The following is a 20220-nucleotide window of genomic DNA, read 5'->3' as shown; positions in this document are numbered from 1 at the left end:
ATTTGAAAAAGTAATTGAAAATGCTAAAGATGATAATACAGACAACTAATTATAGTTGTCTGTTTTTTACATGTACATTTATCTTCATTTTTCCTAAAATGGTAATGTAGAGGGGGGAATTATAAATGAAAAAATTAATTTACATAGGAGCTATGTCAGCACTACTACTTGCTGCTTGTGGCGAGGAAAAAGCTAAAAAACCGATTCCTGAAAATAAAACAATCGAGTATCCAAAACCTAGCGAACAAGCTAAAAATGAAGATGAGGAAAAGGCTCTTGCTGAACAGAAAGAGGAAACTGGAGACATAGCAGAGAAAGAAATTACAATAAATAAAGCGAAAGAAATACTTGAGTATTCAGGTATGGGTGAGAACGATAAATTAATTAGTTTAACCGTCGAAAATGGCGAAATTAAAGCAGTGATCGACTTAGCGCCAAACAAATTCAATTTACCACCAAAAGATATTGCTGTGTCGATGTACAGTCAAGCATCCGATGCGCTACTAGAAGAAGAAGATTGGAAAACATTAACGATTGAATATGTTAATATTGGGACAGTATCTATGAATATATCTGAAAAACAATCAAATGAACTCGGCATGTATTATTTCCCGGTAGCAATCATAACTGAAAAATTAAAGTAATAATTTAGTCACTCAAATGAGTGGCTTTTATTTTGCCATAAAAAGCCCAGGCTCAAAATTACTTGAGAACCCTCCCCGTTGAGCAAAGCAAACAATTAGATGAAAATTTTGAAGGTAAAACAATAGTTAACTTTACTAACAAATTATTGACTGTGGAAGATGAGGATTTATTTGAAATGATTGATAAAAACGGGCAACAGTTCAAAGATGATTTTGACATACTTGGTCGTAAAGCGACAGGATATCTGTGTTTTAATTCTAGATCAACAGCAACATAAACAATGCTTAATGCTACCCAAGATAGTATAAATGTTAGAAGTGTATTGACATACCTCTTTTCGGTTCCATATAAAAAGAGTTGAAGTTTATTAAGCTCAAATATTTTCTTTTCAAAAATCAATCCGTTCCAATCTTCATGAAATAGAAACCTTCCATTTCCGTTCACCAACAATATTCTATTTTTAGTTGATTTTCTGAACAAGTACCATCTACCTTCTATGTTCGGCAAAAAAGTGAAAAAATAATATTTTACCCCAAATATTTTTTTATTATAAGTAATAAATTTAGTCCTAAAGTAATAACAATACCAATCTATTTCTAAAATGTTACTTAATTTTAAGACATAAGAAAAAGAACCTAGCAACTTTAAAGTAGCTGGTTCTTGTTTGATTTACAAAGATTTTTTTGCGACTTTACTAAATGATTTGGCTATCTCTATCTTTCACTATAAGTTTTTTAGCCCATAAACTTAATACTATAAGCAAACACACAAACAAAGGAATAATACTTTCCCCAATGCTGAGCCCTAACAATTTAAGTTTAATACGGATTAGGTAGATAAATAAAAAAGTCATTGCTAACAGTGCTAAATAGAACTTATGAATCTTACTTTCTGTTTTCGATATTTCAATTAAAGTTTTAACTACATTTCCCAAAATTAATCCTCCTCTACTTTTATATTTTTATTTATACTTACGTTTATATACAGTTCAGGTTTCAACTATCTTCAACTTATTCTTATTATCTACTATAAAGGTAATCGTATAACACAGCAGTCTGTTTTTTGTCTGTACTTTTATCTCTCAATTCCCTAAAATAGAATTATAAAGGAAATAATATCCAAAACTGAAAAATATTCTACATAGGATTATTTAAAAAAATAACAGGTGTGATTAAATGATTGATTTTATTATTGCAGCATCATTTTTGCTGAATCCCATACTTGCCCTAGTTTTTTCATTAAATTTATGTATTTTTATTATAAGAGTTTCTAAAAATGATTATACAAAGATTAAGACAAACATAGTATGGATTTGTATATCTAGTATGTATATAATCTTTACCTTAACATGGATGTTTGGCAATACAGGTAATGTATCCTAAAAATTACATATTAGCTGTTTTAAAAAATAATAATGGTGAGTTAAAATCGTACCGTTTGTAAAAAAGATTTACTGTTTTGAAAATAGTTAAATCGTTTATAGAAAATGATAATCTGAAAATATATCATTAGAAAAGAAAGTTTTGTTTTTATTTTCACTAATGGGTAGTTTTAATAAACCGTTAAAACCCCATACTTGTTATAAATATAAAAGAGGCTGGGACATAACTAAATGGTTCCTTTATAAAGCCGAATAATCTCTAAATTAACAAAACACGATAAATAGAAAAACCGAACTATTCCGAAACACTTCATGAGCGTTTCATTGGATAGTTCGGTATTTTTGTTGGCTGAAACACTTTTGTCCCAGCCTCCACTATTAATATGACTAAAAAAATTCTATCGCCGATTTCCTATTTGCATGGTTACACACACTAACCGGCTTCGTAGCATGTCCATTGTCATCAGTACACCAAGACTGCGACTGGAATGCAAGGAATATACCAACCCACCTGTTTTCTTCCTCAAAATGAATGAGTACACCACCATCTTGCCATATCCCGTCGTCTTGTCTAAAATCCTTACTGTTTCCTTGATTCATATGGATATCATGAATGCCTCTGCCTGGAGAAAACTCGAAATATTTATCTTTTTCATCTTCAATTTTAAATTTTTCTCCGTAAGCATAAACTGTAGCTTTTTTAGTCATTGCCTCTTGCATATATTTATTTACTTTTTCATTTAGGTCATTGTCTGGTCCATTCTTTGTCGCAGGGAGAGGAATCATTTTTGAAGGATCGAATAATCCACCACGAATATAATCTAATGCAATTTCACGATTTTCACTAGTAACTTCTGTAAATCCTTCTTCGTAATTCGGAATAATTGTTATTTGATTCGAGTTAAAATCTTCACTTACAAAATATAGGACTTCTGAAGGCTTTACTTTAGATGCAACATTAATCGCAATTCTATAATTCTCCTCACTTTTATCTATTTTTGTTGCTCGAATATGCACTTCGTAATGAGGAGTCTTATCATATGAATCTACAGGTCTTACGTCAACAACTTTACCTTTTAACACTCCGTATTTGAATAATGGCATAAATTATAACCTCCCTATAAAGTTATTATTATTTAATCATATTCATTTTATAGATGTTAAATAAAGTCTTTATAGCTGATTAGCATAATGAAGTACCTAGTCTCCTCGGATGCCTTTATGGTTATCTCACTAAAATACTCACTTGTTTTAACTCACTCTACAACACTAATTCTATCATTCCAAAAAATAGAACTTCAATCATTTATTCACGCCAAATTTCGACGTTCACACCAACACTTTGTTGGTTAAACTGTTCTTGAAATCATAGACTGGTATGCATTGTTTACGATTGTGAATGCCGTGGCTAATGTTTTTGCTGGTGAGAATATTCATTTCTAGTCAAGCGAACCAACCATTTGCAATTCGCTTAACAAGTGCTAGATAAAACTTCTAAAAAATTGTTGACTTTTCCCTATTATTTGTTTTATATTTACATTATCCATGTGCTGTTTAACAGGTAACTGTTAGGCAGCCTTTTCTTTAATTCAATATTTCGCATCTGAACCACCACTTCCACACTAATGCCTAGCGTTCTTGTACGATAACTTTTCCCATTATTTAAATTTAAACATGTGGCACCTCCAATTATTGCAGGCCATTAAAGACCTTATCCCTCCATACAATCAATATTCTGACTAACCTGTAATGTATCTAAACTACGAATAATGTCATATGCTCGTTCATCGCTACATCATAATCTTACATAATTAGATTAACTGCCATTGCACCGATTGCTAAGTAGATCTCCTTTCGATTCTTAATTTTTTTCATAACATCCACCATAAAAAGCCCACTCCAATAATTCCTAATCCTTGGTTGATAATTGATAAAGCCTTCATCCTATTCATCATGGCAGCCGCTGCGCTATCGCGTTTTGCGATTTATCATGTAGCCATGTCCCTTTTTCAATCTAGAGATATAAAACAGATGTATTTTTAGGTTTTTCATCATTTTGATGTAGGGCTTTAAATAGTTTTTAACTCTATAACAGTAAGGTGAATATATTGCAATCTTTATAGAAGTGAAATTATTTGACGGTTGTCATGAACGATAATTTGTAATTGATTCATCTTAAATTCTCCTGAAATTGATCGAAGGCACCTTTCTTTTTTTTGAATATTTACAAATAAAGGAGTTGTTAATAATGTCTTCAAAAAAAGTATCTATCGGCCTTACACAATTTACAGACTTTACTTTCAAAGGCGTTACTGGTAAAATTTCAATGGTTAGACAAATAAAATATCAAGATGAATACAATCCTGCTTTTGATTACTGGAAACCTTTACGAGATGGTATCCGAAAATTTCATGAGAAAGAATTTAGTAACGATTACCTGCTTTCTCTTGCTGAAAAGGTTTCTCAAACTAAACAGAAAAATTACCTTGAAGCTGTCAAAGCACATTTAAAATTTATTAAAAATAAAGAAATTGAATGGTTTGAACCAGGCAAATCCAATTGGTATAACGAATATTTAACTGTTCGTTCATCACCTGAACTTGGATTAAAGATTGATGGTGTTCCATACTTAATCAAGTTATATTTCAAAGGGAAAGACGAACGAATTGATAAAAACAAATGCCGCTCATCTTTGACACTATTAAATCAATCTGATTTCAGCATTGATCATTCTCCTGAGATAAAACCTGCAATTTTAAACGTCCAAAAAGGTAGATTGATTTCAGATGAACCCTCTACTGAAGATCATCTAATCGCACTTGAATCTGAAGCAGCACAATTTATGGTCATCTATAACAAAATTTAATGAAGAATAGGAGCTGTAGCGTGTGACGACGCTGCGGCTTATTTTATGTTATAATTTACATATATTACATAATGAGGTGATTACATGGAAAACGATAAATTAGTTTGTAAATCATGTGGTAGTGATGAATTTACACAAGGTGAATTAGGTGGATCTATGGCAAATGTAAAACCCATTAAGCTTGATATGCTCCATTTTTCGAGTTCACCACTAATTTTGACTATTTGCACGAATTGCGGAGAAGTGGCTTCAATGAAAGTTAAGAAACTTCATAAGTTCCAATAGTCTCTTATTCGATATTTAGGGTCACTTTCAGCATAGTGACCCTTTTTATTGTTTCTTTACTCAAATTGTTCAGTAACCTTATTTTTTATATGAATTATTTTTTAAATTTCATCCATACTATCCTTGCTTTAGCTAAAATAAGAAAAGGAAGTGAAAGTATGGGTATTCTTGGTGGAAATCCAAAAGACGAACCATTGCATTACGGTGAAGTTTTTAGTGTATGGTCAAATTTAATTGCAGATTATGGTATGATTTCTGGCTATCAAACTTTTTATAATCACGCTGGTGATGAAGATCTAAAAAAAATAATTGAAGATATAGTTGAACTTTGCAGGGAAGAAGTAAAACAATTAGAAAAAATCCTAAAAACAAATGGTATTGGTTTACCTCCTGCTTCACCAGAAAGACCAGTAGCAAGAATGGAAGATATCCCTGCAGGTGCTAAGTTTAATGATCCAGAAATTAGTGCTGCGCTTAGCGCGGACCTAGCTGCTGGATTAGTTGCTTGCAGTCAAGCAATGGGCATTTCTACTCGTGAAGATATCGCATTAATGTATGGCCAATTCCATACAGCAAAAGCCCAAATTGGAGCTAAACTGTTACGTCTTAATAAGACAAAAGGCTGGTTAGTTCCACCGCCACTACACGTAGATTATCCAGAAAAATAATATTTATTAAATCTGACAAACCGTCTCCCCAGTTAAAAACTGGGGTTTTTTCGGTATGGTTAATGCCAGCCCATTACTGAACATTATCTTTCGATTAATCATCATAGTGTTCATAAAGGTTTCAAAGTGCTCAGCAACTACACTAATCTAATTTATCCAAAAATTATCTAATTATATTATGATATAAAATAACAATACATAAAGGAGGTATTTTTATACGAAAACTCATACTACAATTGGAAAAATCATTTATTGGTTAGGCTTCTTTTTGTTTATATGTGGACTCGGAACATCGCTTGGTTCATTTGATTACAATTCATTTATTCCGAATAAATCAGTGGCACTAATATGCTTTTTTATAGGAATTGCTTTTTTGTTAACTTCAAACTTTTTTAAAAAAGAACAAAACAATAAGTAAATATTTTTTCATTGGCAAACTATATCTTTTCCTTAATTTACTTTCTTCCCCATGGTAGCAATGATCCCCCACGAATTCGATTGTTATACAAATAACATCATACCAATAGTTACGCTTTAATTGACCAATAGTGAGCCACTCAATGAAGCGCTAATAACTAAACCAAAAGCTATTACTGCTATCCGTTTTCAACGTCTTTTTCACAAACCAATCATAATTCTGATACTTTTCTAGTTAGAGTTGAGGAAGCTTTCTTTGGATTAAAAGAAAAGTTGTTAAAATTTCTACTTCACTAGCAAGAACTCATTGAGGAAGAGCAACTTTGTAAACGGATATCCTTTGAAGATTGAATGGTGGGCAATAATAATAAATGAATCGCTCTATTTTCGTTTTACATTCACTTTATTCTGAATTTTCAGCGAATAATTTTTCTACAAATTTATTTGGGCCGATCTTTTTGAATAAAAAATGCTTTTGTTTTCCCTTCATTTACTTTAGAATCAATAAGGGCACCCCAAAAAAGAGATAGAGGTGCTAAAATGTACGGTATTATAAATTATGAAATGTTTTTATTAACAGGGATTTTATTAAATCTAATCCCTGGTGCGGACACCATGTATATTGTTGGTAGAAGCATTTCCCAAGGTAGAAAAGCTGGTATTTATTCTGTGTTTGGTATTATTACTGGCTCCTTAGTTCATACGTTATTAGTTTCTTTTGGCTTATCGCTCATACTTACAAAATCTATTGTATTATTTAATACCATTAAAATTATTGGTGTTATTTATCTCGTTTATCTAGGGATTAAAATGATACTTGATAAATCAAACATAAGTTTCGAAGCGTCATCAAATAAATTAAACATAAGAAAAATTTATATACAGGGGCTTTTAACAAGTCTAACGAATCCAAAAGTTTCTTTATTTTTTATTGCGTTTCTCCCACAGTTTATAGATATAAATGTCTCGGGTCCTACTCCTTTTATCATTTTAGGACTTACTTTTACAGCAACTGGACTACTATGGTGTATATTTGTTGCTTATTTCTCTTCATACGTTACTAAAAAACTAAGAGGAAACCAAAAGTTAGGAACAATTCTAAATAAGATAACAGGAACGATATTTATTTATTTGGGGATAAAATTGCTTCAAACGAAAGCCCCACATTAAATTTTTATAACATTAACATGCCCCCTATTTTTAAAATGTTATAATGAATTTAAATTCAATCATTTATTTAAAACAGTCCTTTAATAATTTGAAAGGACTGTTTTCTTATTAAATCCACTCTATTAATTGCACACTATCTTTTTGACACGATCCTCAAACTGTTCATCAAAATGTTATGCTATTTAAGTGTACTAATTGAAAAACAGGCCGCTTCATGATTGTATAAGCAATTTCTCAATCAAACTCGGTAGTTATTCATCTCGCATTCATTGATTTAAAGTTGTAGCATTTTTCTCTTTATCATAGACCTTAGTTATTTCATAATCGACAGTGAAATTTTTAGTTTCGTCATGCAACGTAATGATGAATTTTTTTTCTTTTAACATCATCAATTATATTTAATGACTTAGCTTCATTTGTTTCTCTGTATAACTTTTCGCGTTATCACAGACACCCATGTACTTAATTTACCACCACTTCTGTCTTGCGGTTCGGGACTTGTACCCTGTAAGTAAAGTAAAATAAAATAAAGCGTATTCGATCATTCCGAATACGCTTCATCTTTCTAGTGACGAGTAAATAACAATCGCCTCATTATTTAATTAAACCTTCGCCACTTCTAACTTCCTTTTATATAAATAATTCGAATAAAATAAAACAATTAATACTAGACCTATGATAAATGAAAAATTCCCTATTTTCAGGAAAACTAACTTTGTATAATTGTCTAACGGAGTCAATTGCAATATAAAATAAAGCGTCAATGGTACCGCAACGAAAGTAACCAATAATATATTTTTATTTTTCCAATACCCAAATAGAGTTTTTATGAAATAGGTGAAAAAAATCCAAAGACTAAAAACTATTAAAGCATGAGATATTCTGTCAGCTAATTGTCCCGTCAGTACAGTTAAAAAAAGAATAGTAAACACGACTAACGAAACAAATGGAGCAATCACAATTAACAATTCCATTCTTTTAATTGTTAATTGTCGTTTTGAATCAGCCACCAATGAAAATGATGCTCTTTGTAAATATAAAAATAAACAAGCAATAATTATCAATCCTAAATATAGCATTATAATCCCTTCCTTCTGCCCTTTATCCTGATAAAGGAAAATTTTCCCCTTAAAAACATAGAATATTATACTAAAATTCAGAACCTTATACTACAATTTTTGCATGATTATTATCACCCGATTGCAACACTGAGCATCATAAAATGCACCACAAGAGGGACCAAAGCTATTCAGTAGTAAGACGGGATATTCCACTTTGCAAGTGTATCTAAGATATTACATCACCCAAATTGCAAGATAATTAAACAGTGCCAATAGAAAAAAGCACCTATTGAGCACATTTTAATAAGGAATTCGTGAAGATATTACAACTATACTTTAGAATTTCATTCAAAAAGGAAGGGAAAAAACGCCCTTCCTTTTTATTAATGAACAGCCTTTTTATCGATTAGCTTAGTACTACCAAAAGCTATTACTAACGCCATTAAAGATATAACAAGCGGCGGAATAAAGCTTGTATTTCCAAACACCACTTGGGATGATAAAGTCGAAGCCTGTTCCCACTGCTGTATGCTAGGTGTATAAAACATTGTTAATAGCATACCTGATAACACTTGCAATATGACAAATACTAATGTAAATACCCCTGCAAATAATAAGTATTTTTTCAACATAATTCCTCCCCCATTAATTAATACTACGACTTGAGTTTAAATAAGTTTCACAAAATTTTATTTAAAATATACTTGTTCATATTGTGGTGCTACTTTATCTAGCTATAACGTATACAATGCCTCGGCTGTTTTTATATTAAAATTTAAACAAATTACATTGAGGTGATTTTATGGCAAACTACAAATTGATTTGTAATGTGGTGTGATTCATTTTCTCAGAGGAAAATTGATAGTTATGCTACTTTAAAGCCAGTTGACAAAATTTTTTCTAATGGATCTTCATTTATTTTTACTCTATGTCAGAATTGCAAAGAACCCCAGCCTCTTGGTTTTTTAATCTACCTCTTTTAAAAATTTTTCAATGTCACTTAATCGATTGTTCATTTCATCCATACGTTTCTGTAATAGAATGGCATTTTGTTTTTCAATTTTTAACATTTCATCTTTTCGCTTTTCATTCCTTTTAAAAGCGTAATAAATTTTTATAATAATGATAAATGGTAATATATAGAGCGAGATTACTAAGAAGAAACCAACGATATTACTAAAAATAAGGCTATTCATTTTCAATCCCCCTACTATTTTTGTTTGTTTATACAGTGGTCCATTTATTCCAAAATTTCTGGCTAATTGGTTAACAAATCATTTTTATTCAGGTAATAAGCTAATAATTTTTAACCGCTAAGGATATGATAAAGTTTGAAGAACTAAAAATCGAAGACATATATCTTGAATTTGATGAGCATTTCTGAACGACATGTGTATGTATACATAGCTATTGTTATGATAGCTTCGATGAAAAGTATCGTACACTTCAGTTAGCAAGATCAAAGGAATATGAAACCATTTAAGCAAAAAAAATTTCGGATACTACACCAAAGATATATATAAGTTACATCAGAAATGCATACAGTTAGGACTGAAAAAATTCATATTAAGTTTTCGGAGTTGTTGGAATAAAAATAGCATGAAAATATTTGAATATCAATTACATCAAACAATTTGAGTTTTATTAAGATAAAATGCTATTAAATATATTTATATTAAATATCGATAAAAAGTAGCTGTTAATATAACTGATCTGTTAGCTTTCATGCTTTACTCGATTTCATCAGAATATCAAAGCTTATTATTCTAAGGTTTTTTTCGTCTTATATTGTACTATCCTTCAACAGCAAAATTCGTAGATATTGAAGAAGACACATTTGATAAAGTAATGGCAGTTGACGTTAAAGGTGTATTCTTTGCTGTAAAACAGAACTTGAATACATCATCCATTCCATCTCCCCCCTTCCTGGATCAAACTTCTATTTTACTTAAGATCACAGTTCTTGTGACTTTAAGATAAATATCCTATGAAAATTAATAATTAATCAATTTTTATCAAACCGCTCTAGCATGTTCTAAATGTTACAACATTGTTATACTTAATTTCTTTTACAATTATTGCGATAGCCTTTTGCATAGGTCCTTTTTAGCGATAAGGAACCTAGAACAATCTTTATCCTCGTTTAACCTTTAAACCCAGCAATTCAGCAAAACCAATTGCTTGTTCAGAGGAAATTACACAGCCACTTAAATCTTTTATAGCTACATTTAATCGTTCAAATGTACACGTGCTTATATCCACATTATTTAATGGAGTATCACTAAAATCAACTTCATCAATATTACAGTGTTCAAATTTCACTTTCTTAAATTGGCAGTCGTAATAACTTGTACCACGTAATGATGACTGATCAAAACAAATCTGTTTTAATCTTGCTACGCCAAAGTTGCACAAATTCATCATACAACCTTCGAAAGAAACGTTCCCTAAATTTGCCCCTGAGAAATCAACACCTAACAGTTTACAGTTTTTAAATGTAACTCGATGGATAATACCCTCATTAAATTTTGAGTTAGATAAGTCACAGTTTTCAAAAATAACATCAGTCATATCAATTTTGTAGAAATCGGAGTTAATCAAAGATACTTTTTGAAATATAACTTTAGATAAAAATAAACGTTCAATACTATCATTCTCTCTACTTGTATTCGTAATCAGTTGATTCGATAGATACGGTTCTTCATCATAAATAACGTCTTCAAAAGTTCCTTTAGTCAAATCATTTGGAATAAGCGGGAGTTCAATTTTAAATTTTGTAGTCATTCTATATCTCCTTTCTCAACTTTTTTCGCTACTTAATTCTTTATAAATAGTTTACATTAAAACCTTAATATAATAGATATATTAGTGTTTTCTTTCTTATGTATATGTATAATTACCACAACCCAAAGATTGTGGTAATAATTTTTATGTGTCTTCCTATTATTTATTACATTTTGAGGAAGTGTTTTCGTTATGTTGTTTTTCATTCTTTGAATTGTTCTTTTGTTCTTTTGTTAGATCATTTTCTTCACGCACATCTAAATCGTCAGGGCTTAAATCTGATCCAAATTCTACTTGGTCTTCTTCACTGTTATTGCGCTTTTCTTTTGTCAAAATTATCACCTCCGATATATAAATTAACCATTTTGGCGTAATTTATACTTGTATGAATGTATGCTAAAATGTTACGCTATTTCCTCGGTAATAAACTATTCTGGTATCATTTAGGAAGAACCCATGAATTTGATTGTTTCATTAGAATACATTAATTAAAAGGAGAAATTACTTATGGCTGAAAAATATGTGCATCACATCTGCATCCAAACGAATACATATGCTGAATCTTTTAAATTTTACACAGAAGTATTAGGATTTGAACTAGTACAAGAATCACCAAATTTCCACGATAGACATTTTAATACGTGGTTAAAGCTTGGAGCCTTTTATATTGAACTCCAAACTGGGAAATATAATGAAGATCTTGATGCTTTCAACTCAAATGCTCAAGGCATTGTACATTTCTGTTTATGGGTTGACAATCTTAGTCAAGAAGTAGAACGATTGCAGAATATGAACGTTAACTTTATTCGTAAAAACGATGAGATTATTTATAAGGTTGAAAATGGTCAACTTTGTAAGTTAAAAGCACCTGAAGGAACTATTATAGAAATTCGCGATAATAAAGGCATATAAAGTGATCAGCGGATTTTTTTCATCCCTTTTCGTTTTATTCAGAAATACAGCCAGGTCTCATTATTAAAGATGAGTCCTGGTCTTTTGTTTAAATGGTTAAATACAGTTATCCTAAGTTTTTCACTACTTATATTCCTCTCATTTTTTGTCCAAGCTATATACAAAACCCCTTTAAATTACACAGAATTTCTAAAAGTAGGGATCAAAAAAATGAAGAAAAAAATTACGTTAATAGTAAGTTTAACAGCTGTACTATTGCTTTCTGGATGTTGGGATGTTACTGAACCACAAAGAATGTACTATATTGACGGAGTTGGTATCGATTATAAAGATGGTCAATATGAAGTATATCTGCAAATCATTAATTTTGCGAATGTAGCTAAATCTGAAGGGCCTACTCCTCAAGCAGCACCGTCAGAAATTGGATTTGCTAAAGGTAAAACGATGGAAGAAGCCTTTTTTAAATTATATCGATCCATCGATCAAAAAGTATTCTGGGGACATATGACTTTTATTATTTTCTCAGAGGAAGCCCTAAAAAGTGAGAATTCCATTCCTATAATTGACAGTTTTTTACGTCATCGGGCAACTAGATATCAAATATTAGCTTATTGTACAAAGGATCCAATTAAAGAAGTTCTTTTAATCACACCTATATTAAATAAATCACTAACAGCTTCAAAACTAAGCAACCCATTGCATACTAAAGAACTAGCAACTTATGTAGAGCCTGTTGATTTACGAAAACTACTTATCTTCTTAAATGAGCCGAGTCATGAAGTAAATATTCCATTCATTGAGATCAACAAAAACTGGGAGACGGCCAAAGAGCCAACAACGGAAACAGCATTAACAGGTTTCGGGCTAGTTTCAAGGAAAGGATTTAAAGGCTATTTGAAGGATGGAGCTGCAAGAGGTGTCCAATGGGTCTATCATAAAAAAACTCGTGGAGACGTAACCTTTAGATTAGAAAATAAAGAAAAAGAATTCTTAACAGTCGATTTAGAAAAATTAAGTACAAAAATTAAACCAATTGTAAAAAATAATGAAGTAACATTTGAAGTTGATATAAAATTGAATGCAATCATCAATGGTTTCAAAGGAAAAGTTTCCACCGACGAAATAAGAAAAGGTATTATTAAGGAAGTTAAAAACGATATAAAGAAATCATATGAAGAGGGCTTAAAATTAGATGTTGATGTTTTCCGCTTATCAGAGCAGCTATATCGAAAAAACGTAAAAGCATGGAAAAAAATACAGAAAGACGGCAAAGTACCTTTAACTGCAGATTCACTTAAATTAAATGTTACCGTAAATAAAGTTAATCCTGGTCGAAAAACATTTGCTGAAACAATTAAAGAATAGCTATTTACCAAAGACCCCTCAAATTAGACTATTTGAGCTCTTCACCAAAACGTGTGGTTGATTTCCGTTCCGACTGGGCGCTTTGTTGCTGCCGCTACGTTAGCACTACGCTTTCGCACAGAGCAAAGCTTCCTGGGGGCGTCCGATGAGCCGCTTCACTCGCGATGCTTGCTCCAGGGTCTCATCTGTGACGCTAATCCCCAAGGAGTCGCCCAGTCTCCACTTCAATCAACTAATATACAGGGCATATTTTTTTTAAAATGGCATCCACAACTTTTGGTGATGAACCCAATTTGAGGGGTCTTTACGTTATATTCACATACATCCTTTTGTAACCTGTTATTGTCGACCTTTGGTGCTGCTTCATTTCTTCCTCAATTATGGCAACTATTCAACGATAAATTCAATTCACTGAAATAAATTCTCATTAGAACTTTGATTTTCCATACTATGTGTTATAATGCTGTTAAATGGCTCAGCCATTATAAGGGCAAGACCAATTCTGAGCTGTAGCGTTGTCACACGCTACAGCATTTTTATGTTGGCATATCAGGAGGTATTCCGATTGTTATATTAACTTAATATTCGTTCGTCACAACATTAAACCCTAACGTTTCAGCTTCTTGACGGTCAAAGCCTTCATCTAAATGCATACACCAAAATTTTGAACGTACATCAGGACTCACTAGCTCACTAAGTTTTCGTAATGACAAGTGCACATTACCTTCATAATCAGCTTTGCAAGTATCTACATAAACATAATCATAGACCTTACTCGATTCATTTGGAGTTCGTAAAGATGCTTTTAGGCTATTTGTATCTCCTGTGTAATAAATGAACTTGCCATCTATATATAATTCAATTGAATAAGAAGGTATCTCTTTAACATGAATAGATCTTTCGAAAAGTACTTTACAGAAATTAAGCGTGTACTGTTTATCTGATTGCAATTTTTTTGTAAAGCAATGAACTTCTGGGGTAATACCATTAATGGACAACAATTCTTCAATTTTTACATCATGAACGGAATAAACAGTAACATTAGGTTTTGCCATTTCATCATGGCAATAATAGCTATAAAAAATAAAATCAGCAAGGCTTCCTACATGATCCGCATGAGTATGGGTTATCAATACATGGATGTGTTCGATACCTCCCAGTAAATTATTTTCCTTAATGCGGTGAAAAATATTGCTACCACAATCTATAAGTAACATTTGATTTCCCATTTTATAATACGCTGAATTATTCCCTAATTTAGTATTAAATGCACTTCCCGAGCCGATAAATTTCAACATAAAGTAGCTCTCCATTTCTAATAACTTGAATTATTTTATAAACGTTTAGTTTTTTACTACCCTCTAAAGCTAATTTTAATCTCAAGAATGTTATACATACTTGAGGTTTTTATATTCCCTTTTCAAAATAGAAAAAATAACTAGATCCACATAATTACCTTTTTCAAATTCATGCTCTCTTAACATACCTTCTTGATTAAAATTTAATTTTTCCAATAATTTAATGGAAGTTATATTTTCAGGAACGACCTTTGCCTCTATTTTATTAACGTTCATCTTTGTAAAAGCAAAATGAATGATCGTACTCAATGTCTCTTTCATTATGCCCTTCTTCCAGTATGAAGGAATTAAATCATAACCGATTTCTAGTCGATTATGGGCTTTTTCATAATTTAAAAAACCACAAGTTCCAATTACTTTTTTAGTTACAGGTTCTTCTATAACCCATCTTAAACCACTCTGCTCCTCAAAAATTTTTTCATACCAAATCATTTCACTTTTTGTATCCTCTACTGAGTTAAAAGGTTCCAATGGTATGTATTTCACAACACTTTCATTTGAATAAAGCTCAAAAAGATCCAAACAATCATTTTCTTGTGCTTTCCGTAATATAAAACGTTCTGTTTCTAATACAGGGAAATCCGTAAAGGTGAAGTGTGTGCTCATAAGCATGCCCCTTTGTAATATAGTCAACTTCCATTTCATAGTACCATATTATGCAAAATGAGGTTTATACATGGATAAATTAGAGAGACTTACTCAAAACGATATGAGTAAGGTCCCTCTTTTTAGGATTGTTGAAAATGCTACAAAATCGGTTAATATCATTCATCTTACACGCTTAGTTACCTCCCTAATGTTTCTAAGATTTTTTGACGCTCAGCTTCAAAATCAATAGCTTGTCCAGCTTCTATATCACTGTAATTTTTATGGCGTTGATGGAACCATTCAGGAACAACCTCTTTACGCCCTTGATGGTTGGATTGATTCGTACTCTGTTGTCGTTGTTTTTTCTGAGCTGTAAATCGAATTTTGTCCGTTTCTACCTCCTCAATTGTTTTAAACTTCTTATCAGACCACGAGTGTAAAATTTTTTCAACGTAATTCCAACGAGGCGCATTGGATTCTACTGCTTGCTTCATAGCATGAATAACAAGGTCTTCTGATAGATCATCAATCCAATAATCGATTTTCTGCATGACATGCTCGACTAGAGAACCAAAGCCATTTTGCTCGTAAAATTGGAATGCTGTTTGTGGTTTCGGATGATTCCCTTCCAAGGAATGGCTCTTATAACAATAATAACTACTATTTAGTAAATTATTATTTAGTGATTTATTATTAATTAGTAGTGACGGGTTTTCCGTTAATGGGTTTTCCGTTAATGGGTTTTCCGTCAACGGATTAACCGTTAACGGATTTTCATTATACGGTTCAACTTGTGGTGTTTCAAACACCATGAGTTCTGTTATTCCAAATCTCCCTTGATTTGTTCTCCATTGCACCTTGTGAATATAGCCAGCTTTAGTAAGTTCCTTGATAATGTTAGCAGTAGAATCACGACTACATTTGCTCCGAATGGCTAAATCAGAAATACAAAATGACCAATCATCTGGCAATGACAACATGTAAGCGAGCAAGCCTTTTGCTTTCCAGCTTAAAAGTTTGTCATTCAAAAACCCTTTGTCTAACACAACATAATTCTCCTTTTTATGAACCCTAAATATAGCCATAATGCCCCTCCTTTTGTTTTGTAAGTTCTTTGAGTTATTCTTCATTCATTAACTTATATACAGATTTTGTACAAAATAAGGGACAAATTTTTTTTTGAAAATATGGATTACTTCACTTTAGAATGCAAAAAATAGGACATGCCCCAATGACATGTCCTACTTTTTCCTTTTTATGGTCTACGAATGTTTTATTTATATAATTCTTTATATACGATTACTTTTAGCGCCATAATTTCTTCGTCTGTTAATTTACCTTCCATTTCTTGAATAACTTGCTCTTTTGTCATTGAACCATTTTGTACTTTTGTTCTTATATTATTAAGCTCCGAAATACCAACTTTTTGAATCAATACTTTCGTAGCCTCTTCTTTTGTTGTAAATGGCAACTTGCTGCTATCTGCCGTTTTAGCTTCTTCCATAAATGATTTTAATTGAGGGTCACGTTCAATCGTATTTTTAATTTCATCCATTTGACCATTCTTCTCTAATTCTGTTGAAATAGTATCAACAACCTTATCGGATGCAAACTGCATACCATAATGATAAACACCATATCCAATAACACCGAGGATAATTACAATGATCAGAAGGAATTTAATGAATCTCATATTCTCACACTCCTTATTTCTAAACTTTATAATACTATATAGTGAGGAAAGATGAGAAATGATAACCTTGCACACACGGCCTTTTTCAATAACATTCCTCAGTTAACAAATCTAAGAGCCTGAGCATGTTTAAGCTAGTATATGAACTACACTGTATATTTAACCGGTTAATTTGGCGTTTAAGGAAATGTAGTAGCTTATGTAAAATAATAATCTCCCGGTCAAAAATTTTAACCGGGGAATTATCAGTTATTTTACATACTTCAAATACTTTTTCACAAAATCTAAAATGTAGTGTACTTCCTCTTCTGAAATGTTGAATAGACTGCTAACTTTTCGTAATTTAGCTGGTGATTTTAATTGTTCACGCACTTGATCAATCTTCATATATTTACATTTACGAGGATTTACACTATCTCGAATCTGCTTGTATCGAAGATAAGCATAGCGAGCAAAAGCATTTAACAACTCCCGCTCTTGCTCATCTCGTTCTAATTTTTTTGCAGTTTCATCGATCATTTCTGAATCAAATATCCATGTACCATCTGTTAATTGCATAGTACCACCTCTTTCGTTGTGTAAAGTTGATAACAAACAAGGCTGCATTTTAATCTACTGGCATTAAGATTGCCTCCATCACTTCTATTCATAGCTATTAGATGCATAAGAAAAAGCCACATCTAGTTAAATGTGACTCTTTTTGTATTTTTGTTAGTTTTGTTCATCTTCAATCATTAACTTAACAAAAGCGGAATCCGTTTAACTTTTAGCTTCCGCTTCAAATGCATGATTTTATGTGCAACTGCTATTTTTAATATAATTAAAATAATAGACTTGAATGCCCCTATTAAAAACAGAGCAACGAAGTACTAAGGTTTATAAACTGTTTTAAATAGAATCTTTTACAAAATTTTTTCCATCCACTTGAGATTTTTTCAAAGATTTTACGTTTTTAATGTAAGGAGGTGGATTTCGTGAATGAACAGCTTATACAAAAAATCATAGCCGGTGATCAACAGGATTTTCGCATCATTGTTGATACATATAAGCAGCCACTCGTCAGCTATTTAACGTATCAGACGAAAGACGAAGAAATGGCAAAGGACATAGCGTAAGAAACATTTATTAAATGCTATGAAAACCTAGCTAAGTTCAAGGGTGGCTCATTTAAAGCTTGGCTCTTTCGGATTGCGATTAATCATCTTATCGATTTTAAGCGAAAGCATAAAGAAGATGCGACACCACTTGAGGAAACGCCATCATTATGTACACCAGAATCAGTATTGATTGCTAAAGAACAGAAAGAGCTGCTACAGCAATGCCTTACAACATTGGACGATAAAACGCGTCAAATTTTTATTCTTAAGTATGCTAGTAACTGCACATATGAAGATATCGCTGAAACACTTCATATTCCAATAACCGAGGTGCGAAATCGTCTATATAGAACAAAAACTCGGCTAAGAAAATCCAAGTTGAAGGGAGTTTTAAATGGTGAATTGCTTATCGACTGAAGAAATGTATGATTTTATCGATGGACAACTTGAAGAGTCAACAGCTCAAATTGATACGCATATCCAATCATGTGCAACTTGCTCTGCACTATTTGAGGAGCTGCTTGAAACGGAACATGCAATAAGTACTATGTTCTCACCTGTGAATGTTGAGGCTGCTTTTACAAATCAGGTAATGGATCAATTATCGTTGGAAAAGACTGTACTTTCCAAAAAACGAGACTGGCGAGCAGCTTTAGCAACTGTTTTCGTCACAGCAGCATTATTATTTCTAGTATTTTCGATTTTACAGAAGGAATCCTCAACTAGTTCTTCCTCTGTAACGATTATCGTAAAGGAAGTTAAAGTAACGGATGCTCTCATAGAAGTAACATTAGCTACATCTGGCTATAACGGTGATGAACTTTTCTTCAATAAATCGAACGAAGGTAATGTAAATGATGTATCACTCGTTCTACCAAACGGGGAAACCGAATTAATAGGTAGTTATGCAGAGACATCAACAAATGAAATTACCTATGTTTTCCCATTATTTGATGTGCCCTACCCTGAATTCAAATTAGTTTTCGACTTTAAGCACATATATGACATTGATGGACAGTGGTCGTTTGAAGTACCTATTAACCGACAGGAATTGTTAGCCAAAACGGAAAATATCACACTTCATTCTTCTTTTAAAAAGGACGGCATTGACGTAAATTTCATACGTGCACAGCATGGACCATACAACTCTATCTTCAAATTTGAAACAAATTTCACGGACGATATGGCAACATTTGTAGAACAACAAGTAGCACAATATACTGCTGATTTACCTTTAACTGAAAAGGATGCTTATGTAGGTTATAATGCACAAATTCTATATGATGTAATAAATGCAGATGGAAAAACTTTAAAACGCTCAATTCCTGAAGATACTATTAGCATTCAAAATGATCGCCTAGCTCATACTGAAACACTTAGCACATACCCAAGCATACGTGATGGAGGTTATTTATCTGTAATTGGAGCAAAATTTGAGCTACCAACGAATGTAAGACATGCACTAACAGTTGACCAATTACCTTATTCATTCACCTATAAAGGTACAACATATGAAGTAAAGCTCCAACCAGATCAATCTCTTGAAATTTCTTCAGATGCAAAGTCAACGACGATTAGTAGTTGGGATATTAAAGTCAATCATAAAACAGCATGGGATACAGCCCGATTCCGAACAGATAAAGATAAAACATATACGACCTTTACATTAAACAAGGACATTCAGTTAGATTCTTTTATTCTTTACGGTCAAACTGAAACAAAATTTGTTTATTTTGATGAACCAATTGATGTTGATGTTCACTAAGATCATCATATAAATTACTTTAATTGACTCCCTAAAATAAATCAGCCCATCTAAATATAGGCCTTCTGAATATGAAACAAAATCTATTCAGAAGGATTTAAAATTTATAATATACACACTTCTTCCAATTAACTAAAATGGAAATATAATGATTTTGATAATAAG

The 20220-nt window shown here is 32.0% G+C and carries 22 protein-coding genes; 10 read left to right on the top strand and 12 right to left on the bottom strand.

Features of this window, described 5'->3' with window-relative positions; translation table 11 throughout:
* The first annotated feature begins 125 nt into the window (after positions 1 to 125).
* The gene (locus ACQKNC_RS07290) at positions 126 to 644 is read left to right on the top strand and encodes a hypothetical protein (RefSeq protein WP_427424179.1); all 519 of its coding nucleotides are present in this window, start codon (positions 126 to 128) and stop codon (positions 642 to 644) included.
* A gap of 695 nt (positions 645 to 1339) precedes the next feature.
* Here the strand turns inward: ACQKNC_RS07290 and ACQKNC_RS07285 are convergent.
* Positions 1340 to 1579 carry a hypothetical protein gene (locus tag ACQKNC_RS07285; protein WP_427424178.1) on the bottom strand — a complete coding sequence of 80 codons (240 nt, stop codon included), beginning with the start codon at positions 1577 to 1579 and terminating at the stop codon, positions 1340 to 1342.
* A gap of 834 nt (positions 1580 to 2413) precedes the next feature.
* Positions 2414 to 3130 (bottom strand): DUF2278 family protein, encoded by a 717-nt coding sequence (locus ACQKNC_RS07280; protein ID WP_427424177.1) that lies wholly within the window; start codon positions 3128 to 3130, stop codon positions 2414 to 2416.
* A 1144-nt stretch (positions 3131 to 4274) separates the two neighbouring features.
* On the opposite strand from ACQKNC_RS07280, the gene ACQKNC_RS07275 reads away from it, so the two are divergent.
* The 4 genes from ACQKNC_RS07275 to ACQKNC_RS07260 all read left to right on the top strand — a co-directional run bounded on the left by ACQKNC_RS07275 (position 4275) and on the right by ACQKNC_RS07260 (position 7432).
* A complete protein-coding gene (locus ACQKNC_RS07275; protein WP_427424176.1) occupies positions 4275 to 4892 on the top strand; it encodes a hypothetical protein in 618 nt (205 codons plus the stop codon).
* 84 nt (positions 4893 to 4976) lie between these two features.
* Positions 4977 to 5177, top strand: a complete 201-nt coding sequence (locus ACQKNC_RS07270) for a hypothetical protein (protein WP_427424175.1) — start codon at positions 4977 to 4979, stop codon at positions 5175 to 5177.
* Positions 5178 to 5335: 158 nt separating this feature from the next.
* Positions 5336 to 5845, top strand: coding sequence for a DUF3231 family protein (locus tag ACQKNC_RS07265; RefSeq protein ID WP_387081663.1), 510 nt, complete (start codon positions 5336 to 5338; stop codon positions 5843 to 5845).
* A gap of 957 nt (positions 5846 to 6802) precedes the next feature.
* Positions 6803 to 7432 (top strand): LysE family translocator, encoded by a 630-nt coding sequence (locus ACQKNC_RS07260; protein ID WP_427424174.1) that lies wholly within the window; start codon positions 6803 to 6805, stop codon positions 7430 to 7432.
* Positions 7433 to 8034: 602 nt separating this feature from the next.
* Here the strand turns inward: ACQKNC_RS07260 and ACQKNC_RS07255 are convergent.
* From ACQKNC_RS07255 to ACQKNC_RS07235, 5 genes are all read right to left on the bottom strand, one after another.
* On the bottom strand, positions 8035 to 8511 hold the full coding sequence (locus tag ACQKNC_RS07255; protein ID WP_427424173.1) for a hypothetical protein: 477 nt from the start codon (positions 8509 to 8511) through the stop codon (positions 8035 to 8037).
* Positions 8512 to 8876: 365 nt separating this feature from the next.
* On the bottom strand, positions 8877 to 9122 hold the full coding sequence (locus ACQKNC_RS07250) for a hypothetical protein (protein WP_427424172.1): 246 nt from the start codon (positions 9120 to 9122) through the stop codon (positions 8877 to 8879).
* A 336-nt stretch (positions 9123 to 9458) separates the two neighbouring features.
* A complete protein-coding gene (locus tag ACQKNC_RS07245) occupies positions 9459 to 9689 on the bottom strand; it encodes a hypothetical protein (protein WP_427424171.1) in 231 nt (76 codons plus the stop codon).
* 937 nt (positions 9690 to 10626) lie between these two features.
* Positions 10627 to 11277: a pentapeptide repeat-containing protein gene (locus ACQKNC_RS07240; RefSeq protein WP_427424170.1), complete on the bottom strand. Its 651-nt coding sequence runs from the start codon at positions 11275 to 11277 to the stop codon at positions 10627 to 10629.
* A 159-nt stretch (positions 11278 to 11436) separates the two neighbouring features.
* Positions 11437 to 11619, bottom strand: coding sequence for a hypothetical protein (locus tag ACQKNC_RS07235; RefSeq protein ID WP_427424169.1), 183 nt, complete (start codon positions 11617 to 11619; stop codon positions 11437 to 11439).
* Positions 11620 to 11784: 165 nt separating this feature from the next.
* Here ACQKNC_RS07235 and ACQKNC_RS07230 point away from each other — a divergent pair, with 165 nt between their 5' ends.
* Complete coding sequence (locus ACQKNC_RS07230) at positions 11785 to 12189, top strand: VOC family protein (protein ID WP_427424168.1); 405 nt, start codon at positions 11785 to 11787, stop codon at positions 12187 to 12189.
* Between the two features lie 210 nt (positions 12190 to 12399).
* A complete protein-coding gene (locus ACQKNC_RS07225) occupies positions 12400 to 13554 on the top strand; it encodes a Ger(x)C family spore germination protein (protein ID WP_427424167.1) in 1155 nt (384 codons plus the stop codon).
* A gap of 578 nt (positions 13555 to 14132) precedes the next feature.
* On the opposite strand, the gene ACQKNC_RS07220 is transcribed toward ACQKNC_RS07225, so the two are convergent.
* From ACQKNC_RS07220 to ACQKNC_RS07200, 5 genes are all read right to left on the bottom strand, one after another.
* Positions 14133 to 14852 (bottom strand): MBL fold metallo-hydrolase, encoded by a 720-nt coding sequence (locus ACQKNC_RS07220; protein ID WP_427424166.1) that lies wholly within the window; start codon positions 14850 to 14852, stop codon positions 14133 to 14135.
* A 90-nt stretch (positions 14853 to 14942) separates the two neighbouring features.
* Positions 14943 to 15518 carry a GNAT family N-acetyltransferase gene (locus ACQKNC_RS07215; RefSeq protein ID WP_427424165.1) on the bottom strand — a complete coding sequence of 192 codons (576 nt, stop codon included), beginning with the start codon at positions 15516 to 15518 and terminating at the stop codon, positions 14943 to 14945.
* 179 nt (positions 15519 to 15697) lie between these two features.
* The gene (locus ACQKNC_RS07210; RefSeq protein WP_427424164.1) at positions 15698 to 16585 is read right to left on the bottom strand and encodes a DnaD domain protein; all 888 of its coding nucleotides are present in this window, start codon (positions 16583 to 16585) and stop codon (positions 15698 to 15700) included.
* A 188-nt stretch (positions 16586 to 16773) separates the two neighbouring features.
* Entirely contained in the window at positions 16774 to 17193 is a 420-nt protein-coding gene (locus ACQKNC_RS07205) for a hypothetical protein (protein WP_427424163.1), read from the bottom strand.
* A 249-nt stretch (positions 17194 to 17442) separates the two neighbouring features.
* Positions 17443 to 17751: a hypothetical protein gene (locus ACQKNC_RS07200; RefSeq protein WP_427424162.1), complete on the bottom strand. Its 309-nt coding sequence runs from the start codon at positions 17749 to 17751 to the stop codon at positions 17443 to 17445.
* Positions 17752 to 18167: 416 nt separating this feature from the next.
* Here ACQKNC_RS07200 and ACQKNC_RS07195 point away from each other — a divergent pair, with 416 nt between their 5' ends.
* From ACQKNC_RS07195 to ACQKNC_RS07185, 3 genes are read left to right on the top strand one after another with little or no spacing between them, the layout of a single operon-like run.
* Complete coding sequence (locus ACQKNC_RS07195) at positions 18168 to 18308, top strand: hypothetical protein (protein ID WP_427424161.1); 141 nt, start codon at positions 18168 to 18170, stop codon at positions 18306 to 18308.
* A 9-nt stretch (positions 18309 to 18317) separates the two neighbouring features.
* A complete protein-coding gene (locus ACQKNC_RS07190) occupies positions 18318 to 18707 on the top strand; it encodes an RNA polymerase sigma factor (RefSeq protein ID WP_427424337.1) in 390 nt (129 codons plus the stop codon).
* On the top strand, positions 18685 to 20055 hold the full coding sequence (locus ACQKNC_RS07185) for an anti-sigma factor family protein (RefSeq protein WP_427424160.1): 1371 nt from the start codon (positions 18685 to 18687) through the stop codon (positions 20053 to 20055). The genes ACQKNC_RS07190 and ACQKNC_RS07185 overlap by 23 nt, the downstream gene beginning before the upstream one ends.
* The last annotated feature ends 165 nt before the right edge of the window (positions 20056 to 20220 follow it).

Source organism: Lysinibacillus sp. NPDC094177, assembly GCF_050279145.1.
GTDB lineage: Bacteria > Bacillota > Bacilli > Bacillales_A > Planococcaceae > Lysinibacillus.
This window is presented reverse-complemented; position numbering and strand designations above follow the sequence as displayed.

What these genes read in the sequence shown, in the direction of transcription:
- ACQKNC_RS07290 (WP_427424179.1), top strand. Translation starts at nt 126, where the DNA reads ATGAAAAAATTAATTTACATAGGAGCTATGTCAGCACTACTACTTGCT.
- ACQKNC_RS07280 (WP_427424177.1), bottom strand. Translation starts at nt 3,130, where the DNA reads ATGCCATTATTCAAATACGGAGTGTTAAAAGGTAAAGTTGTTGACGTA.
- ACQKNC_RS07275 (WP_427424176.1), top strand. Translation starts at nt 4,275, where the DNA reads ATGTCTTCAAAAAAAGTATCTATCGGCCTTACACAATTTACAGACTTT.
- ACQKNC_RS07270 (WP_427424175.1), top strand. Translation starts at nt 4,977, where the DNA reads ATGGAAAACGATAAATTAGTTTGTAAATCATGTGGTAGTGATGAATTT.
- ACQKNC_RS07265 (WP_387081663.1), top strand. Translation starts at nt 5,336, where the DNA reads ATGGGTATTCTTGGTGGAAATCCAAAAGACGAACCATTGCATTACGGT.
- ACQKNC_RS07260 (WP_427424174.1), top strand. Translation starts at nt 6,803, where the DNA reads ATGTACGGTATTATAAATTATGAAATGTTTTTATTAACAGGGATTTTA.
- ACQKNC_RS07255 (WP_427424173.1), bottom strand. Translation starts at nt 8,511, where the DNA reads ATGCTATATTTAGGATTGATAATTATTGCTTGTTTATTTTTATATTTA.
- ACQKNC_RS07245 (WP_427424171.1), bottom strand. Translation starts at nt 9,689, where the DNA reads ATGAATAGCCTTATTTTTAGTAATATCGTTGGTTTCTTCTTAGTAATC.
- ACQKNC_RS07240 (WP_427424170.1), bottom strand. Translation starts at nt 11,277, where the DNA reads ATGACTACAAAATTTAAAATTGAACTCCCGCTTATTCCAAATGATTTG.
- ACQKNC_RS07230 (WP_427424168.1), top strand. Translation starts at nt 11,785, where the DNA reads ATGGCTGAAAAATATGTGCATCACATCTGCATCCAAACGAATACATAT.
- ACQKNC_RS07225 (WP_427424167.1), top strand. Translation starts at nt 12,400, where the DNA reads ATGAAGAAAAAAATTACGTTAATAGTAAGTTTAACAGCTGTACTATTG.
- ACQKNC_RS07220 (WP_427424166.1), bottom strand. Translation starts at nt 14,852, where the DNA reads ATGTTGAAATTTATCGGCTCGGGAAGTGCATTTAATACTAAATTAGGG.
- ACQKNC_RS07215 (WP_427424165.1), bottom strand. Translation starts at nt 15,518, where the DNA reads ATGAGCACACACTTCACCTTTACGGATTTCCCTGTATTAGAAACAGAA.
- ACQKNC_RS07210 (WP_427424164.1), bottom strand. Translation starts at nt 16,585, where the DNA reads ATGGCTATATTTAGGGTTCATAAAAAGGAGAATTATGTTGTGTTAGAC.
- ACQKNC_RS07205 (WP_427424163.1), bottom strand. Translation starts at nt 17,193, where the DNA reads ATGAGATTCATTAAATTCCTTCTGATCATTGTAATTATCCTCGGTGTT.
- ACQKNC_RS07200 (WP_427424162.1), bottom strand. Translation starts at nt 17,751, where the DNA reads ATGCAATTAACAGATGGTACATGGATATTTGATTCAGAAATGATCGAT.
- ACQKNC_RS07185 (WP_427424160.1), top strand. Translation starts at nt 18,685, where the DNA reads ATGGTGAATTGCTTATCGACTGAAGAAATGTATGATTTTATCGATGGA.